Source organism: Thermococcus sp. PK (assembly GCF_000430485.1).
GTDB lineage: Archaea > Methanobacteriota_B > Thermococci > Thermococcales > Thermococcaceae > Thermococcus_A > Thermococcus_A bergensis.
Genome location: NZ_KE387150.1, coordinates 407,719 through 419,138, shown reverse-complemented (window position 1 = coordinate 419,138; position 11,420 = coordinate 407,719). Strand labels below are relative to the sequence as shown.

General features: G+C 43.6%; 11 protein-coding genes. 5 read left to right on the top strand and 6 right to left on the bottom strand.

Features of this window, described 5'->3' with window-relative positions; genetic code table 11:
• Position 1 precedes the first annotated feature (1 nt).
• Both THEPK_RS10495 and eif1A read right to left on the bottom strand, forming a co-directional pair.
• A complete protein-coding gene (locus THEPK_RS10495) occupies positions 2 to 778 on the bottom strand; it encodes a serine protein kinase RIO (protein ID WP_198011320.1) in 777 nt (258 codons plus the stop codon).
• A gap of 6 nt (positions 779 to 784) precedes the next feature.
• Positions 785 to 1,132, bottom strand: a complete 348-nt coding sequence (eif1A, locus tag THEPK_RS10490; RefSeq protein WP_042702289.1) for a translation initiation factor eIF-1A — start codon at positions 1,130 to 1,132, stop codon at positions 785 to 787.
• Positions 1,133 to 1,303: 171 nt separating this feature from the next.
• On the opposite strand from eif1A, the gene THEPK_RS10485 reads away from it, so the two are divergent.
• The gene (locus THEPK_RS10485; protein ID WP_042701661.1) at positions 1,304 to 2,470 is read left to right on the top strand and encodes a hypothetical protein; all 1,167 of its coding nucleotides are present in this window, start codon (positions 1,304 to 1,306) and stop codon (positions 2,468 to 2,470) included.
• Between the two features lie 87 nt (positions 2,471 to 2,557).
• On the opposite strand, the gene gdhA is transcribed toward THEPK_RS10485, so the two are convergent.
• The gene (gene gdhA, locus THEPK_RS10480; protein ID WP_042701657.1) at positions 2,558 to 3,823 is read right to left on the bottom strand and encodes a glutamate dehydrogenase; all 1,266 of its coding nucleotides are present in this window, start codon (positions 3,821 to 3,823) and stop codon (positions 2,558 to 2,560) included.
• Between the two features lie 338 nt (positions 3,824 to 4,161).
• Between gdhA and THEPK_RS10475 the strand changes: the two genes are divergently transcribed.
• The 3 genes from THEPK_RS10475 to THEPK_RS13220 are packed head-to-tail and all read left to right on the top strand — an operon-like array spanning position 4,162 to position 5,011.
• Complete coding sequence (locus THEPK_RS10475; protein ID WP_042697966.1) at positions 4,162 to 4,584, top strand: hypothetical protein; 423 nt, start codon at positions 4,162 to 4,164, stop codon at positions 4,582 to 4,584.
• Positions 4,585 to 4,635: 51 nt separating this feature from the next.
• The gene (locus THEPK_RS10470) at positions 4,636 to 4,899 is read left to right on the top strand and encodes a hypothetical protein (RefSeq protein ID WP_042701655.1); all 264 of its coding nucleotides are present in this window, start codon (positions 4,636 to 4,638) and stop codon (positions 4,897 to 4,899) included.
• Entirely contained in the window at positions 4,856 to 5,011 is a 156-nt protein-coding gene (locus THEPK_RS13220) for a hypothetical protein (protein ID WP_156882188.1), read from the top strand. Before THEPK_RS10470 ends, THEPK_RS13220 begins: the two co-directional genes overlap by 44 nt.
• 51 nt (positions 5,012 to 5,062) lie before the next feature.
• On the opposite strand, the gene THEPK_RS10465 is transcribed toward THEPK_RS13220, so the two are convergent.
• Both THEPK_RS10465 and glmS read right to left on the bottom strand, forming a co-directional pair.
• Positions 5,063 to 7,915, bottom strand: a complete 2,853-nt coding sequence (locus THEPK_RS10465) for a glycosyltransferase family 39 protein (RefSeq protein ID WP_042701653.1) — start codon at positions 7,913 to 7,915, stop codon at positions 5,063 to 5,065.
• 10 nt (positions 7,916 to 7,925) lie between these two features.
• Positions 7,926 to 9,731 (bottom strand): glutamine--fructose-6-phosphate transaminase (isomerizing), encoded by a 1,806-nt coding sequence (glmS, locus tag THEPK_RS10460; RefSeq protein WP_042701651.1) that lies wholly within the window; start codon positions 9,729 to 9,731, stop codon positions 7,926 to 7,928.
• A gap of 255 nt (positions 9,732 to 9,986) precedes the next feature.
• On the opposite strand from glmS, the gene THEPK_RS10455 reads away from it, so the two are divergent.
• Positions 9,987 to 10,190 (top strand): PCNA-inhibitor, encoded by a 204-nt coding sequence (locus THEPK_RS10455; RefSeq protein ID WP_042701648.1) that lies wholly within the window; start codon positions 9,987 to 9,989, stop codon positions 10,188 to 10,190.
• Here THEPK_RS10455 and THEPK_RS10450 read toward each other — a convergent pair.
• Complete coding sequence (locus tag THEPK_RS10450; RefSeq protein ID WP_042702287.1) at positions 10,187 to 11,323, bottom strand: methyltransferase domain-containing protein; 1,137 nt, start codon at positions 11,321 to 11,323, stop codon at positions 10,187 to 10,189. The two genes, THEPK_RS10455 and THEPK_RS10450, sit on opposite strands and share 4 nt — an antisense overlap.
• Between the last annotated feature and the right edge of the window lie 97 nt (positions 11,324 to 11,420).

Below are 11,420 nucleotides of genomic sequence, written 5' to 3'. Positions count from 1 at the left end.
ATCAATCACCCGTCAGTTCCTTAAACTTCTCCTCAAGGTTGTCAACGCTCACTCCTTTTTTGGCGAAGTAATTGATGATGTTTCTCAAATCACGATAAAGCAGTGAGAGTGCCATCCTATTCCTTTTTACCGTTGCCTGAGACCAGTCAATTATCACTGGCTTATCCCATATAAGGATGTTATACTCACTAAGGTCACCATGAACCATGTCTCCCCTTTTCCAGAGCTTTTCAATTGAATCCATGACAAAGTTATAAAGCTCTTCAAATTCTTCTTTGCTGAGCTCTTTTTCCACGTCTTTTAATCTTGGAGCGGGGTATTCATCTCCGATAAACTCCATTATGAGCACGTTATTGCTGAACGTTATTGGCTCCGGGGCCCTAACAGCGTATTTCATGGCCCTCTGGAGATTTTTAAATTCCCTCCTGGTCCATACAAAGACAAGCTTTCTGATGTCTTTCGGCAGATACCCAATTCTTGGATCCGCTGCCAGATACTCCCATATTCGCCTAAATTCAGTTGTATAGGTGCGATAGATTTTAACAGCAATGGGATTGCCCTCGGCATCAATGCCCATGAACACATTTGCCTCTTTTCCCGTTGAAATCACACCGAGCAGTTTCTCTATGTTTCCCCTTCGGTGGAAGTAGGAAAGAGTATCAACTGTAGTCCTATCGAATACCTCACTAAACACTTTATAGAGCTCACTATCCTTTTCTCTGTGTTCTTCTAATCCTAGGATGCGTGCTATTTCCCTATCTATGTCTTGAATTTTCATACTCCATCACAGAGTCAAGCCGCCGGTAAGGAAGTCCTGAGTAATCTTGTTCTTCCTGATAAGCCAGTCAACTTGGGTCCTTGTATAACGATAAACTATGTCTCCCCTCTCGTCGCTCTGTACTTCCCATGGTTGGACTATAACCACATCTCCCACCTTAATCCACATTCTCCTTCTAAGCTTTCCTGGTATTCTGCATCTTCTAACCTTTCCATCTGAGCATCTGACATCCATCCAGCCTGAACCCAGTGCTTGCTCCACTATTCCAAACACTTGGTTGTCCTTCGGAAGAGGAACCCTAATAACTTCCTCCCCTTCAAAAGTTCTGTTTTTATCGTTCCTTGGCATGAGCATCACCTCAAGTGGTTTGTTTGATAACTTTATAAGCCTAAGCTTTTGCAAATATTTTCTACTGTCCTATTAGGTGGGATGTTTTTAAAATTTTTGCATGAACTCATTTAAACATCCACAAAATTGAAAAGGGGAGGAGTCTAAATTCTAATTACAAAAAGCGAGGGATGAAATATGAAAGAAATAATACTCCTCACGGGTCCTCCCCTTAATGGGCGAGATGAATATGCGGAAGACGCATTAAAACTTGCAAAAAACGAGAGCTTTCAGTATTATCATGTGTTTGATTACCTGAAGGAAGTCGGAAGAGAAAAAGGCGTCAAAATAACAAGAAAAAACGTTTTAGACTTTGCAATAAGCCATCCGGACTTAATGAACAGCATTCGAGATGAGGCTTTCAAAAGGATAAAAGACGAAATCGAGAAGAGCGAAAAGGCATTCCATATAGTCTCAACCCCGGCCCTCTTTAGATGGGGAAGTGGGAGCGTTTTGGGCTTCACCCTGAGCAACCTGAAGCTTCTAAGACCGAGTAGGGTCATCATAATGCTTGATGACATTCTAAGCGTCAGAAGAAGAATAATTCACGACAAGGAGTGGTTTGAACGCTTCGGAGAAGACAAAGAGAACATCAAGCTTACTACCCTTGTTATGTGGCGTGAGGATGCAATAAACCACGTAAAGACCCTCGTTCATGAGCTTAACAAAGAGGGAATTCAAGTTAGATACGTCCTGCACTTTGGAATTAGACACCCGCCTCAGACGTTTGTAGATTTGATTTTCCATGAAAAAGAGAAACCTCTGGTATATCTGAGCTACCCCATGACGGGACACGAAGAGGAATACTATCATAGGGTTAGAGGGTTTTACGAAAAGCTCAGCAAGTACTTCACGGTTTTAGACCCCGGAGCGCTTGATGACTGGTGGATTGTTGCGGAGTATGATGCTCAAGTGGAGAAAAATCCAGAGGTGCAGAGAATAAAAATTAGGAACATCTGGGACGGAGAAGAGATAGAAGAGCTAGACAGAGAGGACATAGAACAAGCCACAGACATTTTGAGGAGGCAACTTGTTGAGAGGGACTTCAATCTAGTGGATGTAAGCAAGGCTATAGCGGTTTATCACTACGCTGAAGGCGTTTCCGCAGGGGTCATAAGTGAGATGGCGGAAGCATATAGGACTCTCGGAGCTATCTATCTCTATTACCCATTTAAAAAGAGGCCAAGCCCTTTCATGGAGTTCTACGGCATGCAAAATCCCTCAAGGAGAACCATGTTCAAAGACGAAGATGAAATGATCCAAGCCATGGTGGAGGAGAGGGAATACTGGACAAAAGCATTATGAACATAAGAGTCATTGAAAAGCCAAGAAATTTCTAATTTTTATCTCTTTTTCTAAAACAAGAATTAAGAGAAAAATGAGGAGAAAAAATCACTTCTTGACCCATCCGCGGTCCTTCATTGCTTGGTAGACTCTGCTGACTGCGAGTACGTAAGCGGCGTCTCTCATGTTGATGTTCTTCTCCTTGTGTGTGTTGTAAACGTCCCAGAATGCCTTGCTCATCTTCTTGTCAAGCTTGGCCCTTGTGGTCTCGGTGTCCCAGTAGTCGCCGGTTATGTTTTGTACCCACTCGAAGTAGCTGACTGTAACACCACCAGCGTTACAGAGGAAGTCTGGGATAATGAGTATGCCCTTCTCGTAGAGGATTTCATCAGCTTCTGGTGTGGTTGGACCGTTTGCAACTTCAGCAACGATCTTGGCCTTTATGTTGTCAGCGTTCTTCTTTGTAATGACCTCTTCGATAGCTGATGGTGCAAGGACGTCAACTTCGAGCTCAAGGAGCTCTTCGTTTGTGATGTTTTGGGTTCCTGGCATGTCCTTGACAGAGCCGTGTTCCTTCTTCCACTTGAGAACCTCATCAGCTGGTGGGAGTCCGTCTGGGTTGTAGATGCCGCCCCTGCTGTCGCTGACTGCAACAACCTTCATTCCAAACTCTTCGCTCATTATCTTGTGGAGGTAGTAACCAGCGTTACCGTAACCTTGGATGGCTATGGTCTTGCCCTTGAGGCCGTCCCATCCAAGGGCTTTTGCAGCCTCTCTAATTGTAAAGGCAGCACCTCTTGCTGTGGCATCCATTCTTGCTACGATACCACCAACGCTTGGTGGCTTACCGGTTATAATACCGAAGGATGGGTCTCTTCTTCTTGAGATGGTTTCATATTCATCCATCATCCAAGCCATGATTTGTGGGTTAGTGTAAACGTCTGGGGCTGGGACATCTGTGTATGGGCTTATAACATCATAAATAGCCCTGATATATCCTCTTGCAAGCCTCTCCTTCTCTCTCTCGCTCATTTCCTTTGGATTACAGATAACTCCACCCTTACCTCCGCCGTATGGGAGGTCAAGAACAGCTGTCTTCCAGGTCATCCAAGCAGCCAGAGCCTTGACGGTGCTAAGGGTTTCCTCAGGGTGCCACCTGATACCACCCTTTGTTGGACCGCGAGCCCAGTTGTATTGAACTCTAAATCCTGTGAAAACCTTTACAGAACCGTCATCCATCTCGACTGGGATGCTGACCTCAACAATTCTTTGTGGTCTCTTTAAAAACTCAAGAGCTTCTTCACTTATATCCATATATTGGGCAGCCCTCTCAAGCTGCTTAACAGCAATTTCAAATGGGTCTTGCTCAACCATGTTCATCCCTCCAATTTAGGTGATTGGCGATACAAACTTGAGCAATAGCCTATATAAACTTTTCGATGAAAGTGCCTAGAGAACCGATATTTTTAAACAAAAGGTTATGTACATACATTTTCTAATAAACAAAAAACATCTAAAAAAGATTTCTGGAAGAAGAGCTCTCAAAAAGCATTTTTACCATACATTGATGTCTAAAAACGTATATTGATGTATTGAAAGTTTTGAGCAATAACCAAATTAAAAAGTAAAATGCCCTCAGCGAGAAGTCGGTCATCATCCTTCAGCTCACTCTTGTTCCAATCATCGGGACATCACTTAATTACCTTGAGGGCGTGTTTATAGTAACCTTTATTAGGGTTTTTGCTGAATTCTTTCAGGTGGTTGTCGTGATCCCCAGATGGGATCACAGACTCAAAGACCCTGAAAGCGTGGCATTCGCAATTCTTGACGTTTTAGCAGACTTCGAATCAGAAGGAAAGCTGAAGAACCTGCCAAAATCCAAAAAATTTCCAGTAAAAACAATACTGGCAATACTCCTCTTTAAACAATACTACAACCTACCCCTCAGAGACGCCCAGCACTACGGCAGAAAATTCTTCGGAGCAAACATTCACTACTCAACCCTCCACAACTGGGAGAAAAAGCTGAACCTCGAAGAACTGACAAACCACCTCCTGAAAAAACTCCAGAAATTACCCTACGCCAGCACTCAAGCAGACTCAACCATTATCACAAATAAAAAAAGGGTAGGATAGAAGTTCAGGCAATAACGAGAATCCTGCCGGGTTTTACTGTATCCGGTTGCTGTGAAGATCACAACTTCTGAGAACGAGCTGATTGAACTCCTGCCGGGGGGTTCTGGGAATTTTTATGCTGATGGGGCTTATGATTCAAAGAAAGTTCTGAACACTGTGGTGGAAAAGGGTTATCGGCCGATTGTTAAGAAAACTAGAACGCTCCAGGTGTTTTGGAGTAAGAAGAGAGACAGAGTGTTTTCTGAAGAAGAGTACAGGCATAGGAATCCTCATGAGGGGGTTCTGGGGTGCGTTTACAACGTGGTTTGGCAGTAGGATCCCCTGTTTTCTGAAAAAGACTACTGTAACCCGAATCCTGCTTGGGGTAATGTGTTATGGTCTGAAAATCCTCCTCAGAGTCAAATACTGTTTAAATAACAGGGGGTGAAACTAAACACGCCCCCTTTTAAAATAAACAAAAAAGGAGACAATAACGGGATCAGCCCTCATATATAATGTATTCTTTGTCTGTGATAAAGACCGGCTCGACTCTTATTCCCCTTATCTCCACTCTGTCCCCATAGTCATTCTTAAGCTTCTCTACATAGGGCTGGATGACCTCTGGAAAGCTTGCCTGCCCCTCGAAGTGAAGTTCCCTGCTGGAAGTGCTCAGACCATCGGCAATCTTTTCGTAATGGATTATGTCCATGTGAGGCTCAAACGCAGCTTTTGGGTCGTCTCTGCTTTCTCCCTCTGTTCTGACCAGATATATGACCGTAGCCCTAAGGTAAAGCTCTAAGTTGGAGTAATCCTTTCTGAAGCCAGCCTTTAGCTCAAGTTCTCCACTTTGGCCATCGTTTAAAACTCTTATTGGGCTGACAAGCCTGCCATTTAGTTTTGGAGCATCTATAAGAGCCCCAACGGGGCCTTTCTGCACAAGGACAAGCTGGTATCTTGTAGCGTTTGGAACATTAAGCTCAACTTCTATTGGTGCTTCGTTTAGGTGGTCTATGTTAACGTTCTGCGCTATAACCTGCTCGCTCACGAGTTTATCTCCATCATAAGCCCTAAACTTTATGATAGCATCTTTAACGTCTCTTCCAAATGCAGATATGTAGAGCTTAGCCTTGTATTCCCCAGGAATAAGCTTTGACACTGGTGTCCATGTCTCATTCTTGTAAACTTCAATTCTATACACTCCAAATGGAACAAACTCATAGGTTGCGAGATCTCCAGTGGTCTTTACAAGCCTGAAGTTTGAGAGCAGCTTTTGGGTAAAATCGGACTCAATACTTACCGGAACATGGAATGCAAGCTTTAGGAAGTTGCTCGTTGCCACCTTGTAATAAACTGCTATCGCATAGTTCGGGAAAACATACGCCACGTATGGAAAGTCCCCTTTACCTGTTATGACCTCCCCAGTTTGCATGATTATTGTCTGCACTGGCTCTCCTTGCTGGTTACCAGCTAAGATTATCACCTTTTTCTGTCCTTCTTGTTCCACTATCTGAAGCTGAATGCCATATGGACTGTAAAAAGCGTTATCATCTATTTTTTGATTAAATGGAAGTATCATGCCCCTGTTGTCTCTTTCATATCTTGTTATTGCCCCTCCCAGATAGCTTATAGCGTTAAACTTAGCCCAGTCCTGAACCCACGCAATGAAGTAATTAAGCTGCCAGCTCTCAAAGTCAACTTCACTCTGATTTCCATCCCCAGCAAGGAACCTTGCTATTATGTAGTCCCTATCCCTCGCATGACCTCCATCCGCACTTGCCCTCCTGTTTCCAAGGAGAGAACTCTCGATCCAGTAGCCATAGTCCCACCAAGAAGTTGCTGTGTCATATTCGTTTGTGTTTTCTCTGAGCCATAGGAGAGTCTCTTCCCAGCTCGGCGTTACAGCATCCCCTCCGGCTTTTGCCGAATTGTATGTGGTGTTTGCTCCGACTATAGGAATTGGGATGAATAGAATGATTAACAGGAGGGCGTATAGAGCTTTTGTTGAAGTTTTTTCTTGCAGGTTCTCCACTATTCTAAAGAGCTCTCCCACAAGAATTCCAAAAGTTAGCAAAACTGCCCCCGAGGCAAGGAATAAAAACCTCACCGCTGTCCACATGAGGTATAGCGAAAGTCCATAGAACACAATGAGGAACAAGGCCTTAGCATCAACGTTGTTCTGAGTTAGAGACCTCAAAAGTCTAAAAGCAACTATCGCAATCCCTATAAGCGAGAGTAAAAATAATAGTCCATCTGTTCCCTTTACTGAGTAATATCTCTGCACATCCTCCCACTCTGTCTTTGCAAGCTCCTGAACGGTTTCGTAAACTTGGGTTGATTGGTAAGCTCCGCTCATAAGGGAAAATAGCTTTGGACCAACGTAAAGATAAGCCCCAGTAAAGCCCAATAGCACTACAACTGCAACAACCCCAAATCTGTGTTTCTTGTCGGAGTAGTTCAGGTATTTGCCTCCATAGAGCATTATTCCCGTAAGCAGAGCCAGTCCGAGGAAGGCTTCAAAGGCGAACCTTATGTGCCCTCCAACTTTCACGATTCCACTTGGAGTTAATGCATAGCCGAGGAGCAGCATTACAACGTAAGCAGGGTAAAATTCCCTGGCGAACTTCTTGACGTCTTCAACTTTCCCGAAAATAAACGCCACAATCACATATAAGCTCGCAAAGCCTAAGAGAACCATGATACCAAATGGAGAACCGTTCCACACTGAGAGCATTAGAACTCCAGAGAATACAAACAAAGCTCCGAAAATGACTTTTCTCTTAATTTCAGTGGCTTCGAGATAGTAAAACATGAACAAGACTGCATAGATAAAGAACATCAAAAACGGCCCATCACCTCTGGCATTTCCGGAGAAAGTTCTCGTCCAGTGGGCTATGGAGAACATCATGGCTAATGCTGCCCAGAGCCCTGCCCATTCAGAGTGAAGCTTTCGTCCAAGGAGGTAGATGCCTATTATACTGAAAAACCCAACAAGCGGAGGCCACATTTTGAAAACTCTAATTGCTTCAAGTCCGAAAGCAGATAAGATCTTGTAAAGCACCGCAGGAATGATGTAAAGTCCCAGAGGCTCTCCAATAAGGGAACCGAAGGGAGCATCAGCCAAGGGGTAGTATTTGGGAATCCACTCCTTTATCGCGAGCTTGTATATTTCAAAATGATAGAACGTATCTGGATCGATAAAGTACTTCGTTTGCCCAGTTGCCGCTCTAATCTTGTAGCCAATAAAAGCAATAATCACTACCAATATTGGAAAAAGGTAAAGCCTGATTTTTGAAAAGTCTAAAGAGGATGGTTTTTCACTCTTAGTTTTTTCCCCAACTTTTGTTCCAACCATTTCCACCACCTCACTCTACAGTTACAGATTTTGCCAGATTTCTTGGCTTGTCGGGATCGTTACCCCTTAACACAGCCAAATAATAGGCGAGCAGTTGAAGCGGTACTGTATACACAATTGGACTTAAAAGCTCATCTATCTTGGGCATCTTCAAAAAGACGTTGCTGACTTTTTCCAGCTCCTCGTTATCCCCAAGAGCAATTACAAATCCCTTTCTTGCGTTCACTTCCTGTATGTTGGAAACCATTTTGTCAAACGTCTTTCCGCTGGGCGCAATTGCAACAACTGGAACACCTTCTTCAATCAGAGCTAGAGGGCCGTGCTTCAGCTCTCCAGCAGAAAGACCCTCCGCATGGATGTAGCTGATTTCCTTAAGCTTTAGAGCACCCTCAAGAGCTGTTGCAACGCTTATCCCCCTTCCTATGTAGAAGAAATCTCTCCTATCTACCAACTCCTCAGCAAGTGATTTTATCTTGTTCTCATATCCAAGCACAGCCTCAATGTACCTTGGGAGTTCCAAAAGTTCGGCTTCTAGCTTCTTAAGATAATCCTCATCAACTGTGTTGAGTATCTTGGCTAGGGCTATTGCAAGCATAGTCAAAACGGTAAGCTGTGTTGTGTACGTCTTTGTTGCTGCCACCCCTATTTCCGGGCCTGCATGGGTGTAGATTACAAGGTCGCTCAGCCGGGTGGCCATGCTACCAACGACGTTAACGATGCTTAGAACTTTCGCACCCTTCTTTTTAGCCAATCTTATTGCCGCCAGAGTGTCGGCAGTTTCTCCACTTTGAGTAATGGCGATTACAAGGGAATCCTCGTCAACTATGTTCTCGAACTCATACCTGAACTCACTCGCATCCTCCACAAAGATGGGTTTGTTTGCCAGCCTCTGGAAGAGATACTTCGCAACAATTCCTGCATGATAAGAAGTCCCCATAGCCACAACAAATATTTTCTCATATTTGGCGATTTCTCTAGCTACCTGCTCTATTGTCTCCAAGTTGCCGTAAATTGCTTCCTTTACAGCCTTTGGCTGTTCGTGGATTTCCTTAAGCATGAAGTGGGGATAGCCCTGCTTTTCAGCCATCTCAAGAGTCCAGTTAATCTCGTGAATTTCCTTTTTCTTTTCTTTTCCTGTCTTAAGGTCTTTCACTGTAAATGCATCTTTGCTAACCACTGCATACTCCCCATCATCCAGAAACACAACTTTATTTGTGTAAGGTAAAAACGCTGGAATATCAGATGCCGCAAACATCTCCCCGTTTCCAATTCCGAGGACAAGGGGGCTTTCATTTCTAACGAAGTAGAGGTGTTCCTTATCTTCTGCATACATTATTCCGAGGGCAAATGAGCCCCTAAGCTTCAACAACGCCTTGCGGAGGGCATCTTCGAATGTAGATGAATCCTTTAGGGCCTCCTCAATTAGGTGAGCTATCACTTCTGTATCAGTGTCGCTCTTGAACTTGTGGCCTTTTTTCTCAAGCTCACTTCTAAGCTCAAGATAGTTTTCAATTATCCCGTTGTGAACAACCGCTATTTTTCCAGTGCAATCCGTATGAGGATGAGCATTAATGTCATTGGGAATTCCGTGTGTTGCCCATCTTGTGTGACCAATTCCCCTGTGGCCGGGCATTTCGTAGAGTTTGAGTTTTTCTTTAAGTTCATCTATTCTCCCGGCACCTTTTTTTATAAAAAGCTCTCCATGTTCTGTTACAATCCCAGCTGAGTCGTATCCTCGGTACTCCAATCTTTTAAGCCCCTCTACCAAGATTTCAGCAGCTTCTCTCTCTCCGATGTAGCCTATTATACCGCACATTGCGCTGCCTCCGCTCTTTGTACTGTGAATCGTAATGGTCTAAACAAATTAAAAAAGATTTCCATAAAACTGTTACTGCAATCATTGTGTTCTTTACTTCATTTCGGCGTTTCCCTTAAAATATAGTTCAAAACGATTTCTTTTGATTTTTGAGCTATGCACTGATAACCCAATACCAGAAGACTCAAAATAGCACAAGAGAAACTTCCAAAAAACCTATATATCCCAAGCAACCTTAGTATCTTGGGTGGGTCAATGGAGAAAAAACTTGATGAATTCATAAACGGTTCAATTAAGCTGGGAAGTGGAAATGAAAACACAAGACACAAGAAAAAGAGGCTCAAATCAACCAAGCTGGACTTGTTTCTACCCGATGAACACATAAACTATTTTAAGGCCCTCCGAATTGGCTCAAAAAGGATACAAAGAGCAAAAATAGTCGAAATTCAGAAAGATTAATCGAGGGGCTCGGCTATTATTGCTTTGTCTTTGAATTTAAATAGGTAAGCCCTCTTTTCTCCTTTCAGACCTTGCTCAACTCTTCTCCTGAATCGCCAGTAATCTTTATCGGGAATCGAGATTTTTAATGTAACCCTACCATACCCGTCCTTCTTTAGAAAGTCGTTTATCCTTACCGGATGGAAGTCGAGAACCTTTCTTACGATGTAGCGTCTCTTGAAGTAATCACTCTCAATTTCTTCATCGCTCGTCGCAACTGCTCTGCGTTTTTCCCGAATGAGCATCTGTAAGTTGCCTTTTACCGCATGGAAAAGTTCATTTATCAAGTCAGCATAGTCAATGCTCTGTGGGATTTCGTACAAATACTCTTTTACTTCTTTGCTCCACTCGACAATGTTTTCAAGGTTGGGGTTGCTTTCGATTCTAGCCCCCTTGGGGAGCATAACCGCAGAGCGCTCTGCCTTAGCCAATGGCTCAAAGTAGAAAGTCAGTCTGTTGAGTGCCCCGTATAAATCAATGTACTCAAATTCGCCTCTCCACGGGACTTTTTCTCTCCTTATCTGGGGGGGAAGGTCGAAGATAAAAGCATCGGTCTTGTGCTTATAGGCCTCATAAACTTCAAGAGGACTCGGAAGAAGATCTTCAAGCCTCCTTTCAGGCATCTCGGGTGGTCTCGCAGGGTCAGAGAATATCATATCCGCATCTACCTGCTCGACAACTTCTTTACTTAAGCTGTCCCCGTGGATGAAGGTTATCTTATCTTTAACGCCATATTTCTCGGCATTTTTCATTGCGTAGAAAAGCTTTTTCTCATCGATGTCTATAGCATAGGCTTTTTCGGCATACTTCGCGAAGAATATCAGCTGGATTCCAACTCCACAGCTCACATCAGCTATGCTTTTTGGTTTAACTCTCTTTGCCCTATATTCAGCCACAATCTCGTGAGTGGCATACCTAAGGCCTTCTAAGTCCATCCATAGGTCAGTCCTTGAGAACTTATCCTTTGCCCTTATCCTAGCCCTTGCTATCTCGATTATCTCGTCAGCCTTCTCTTTCGGAAGTCTCGCCCGTATTTTCTTCTCATCTAGGCCTCGCTTTATCATATCAACAGTTTGCTCAATAAGCGCTTCCATTTCTTCCATTTTCTCACCCTTGTTCCATTTTCATTCAATTTTTAAAGGTTTATGGGAAATAATTTAAAGATGGCAGGTGAAATTTGGTGGGGGAAAG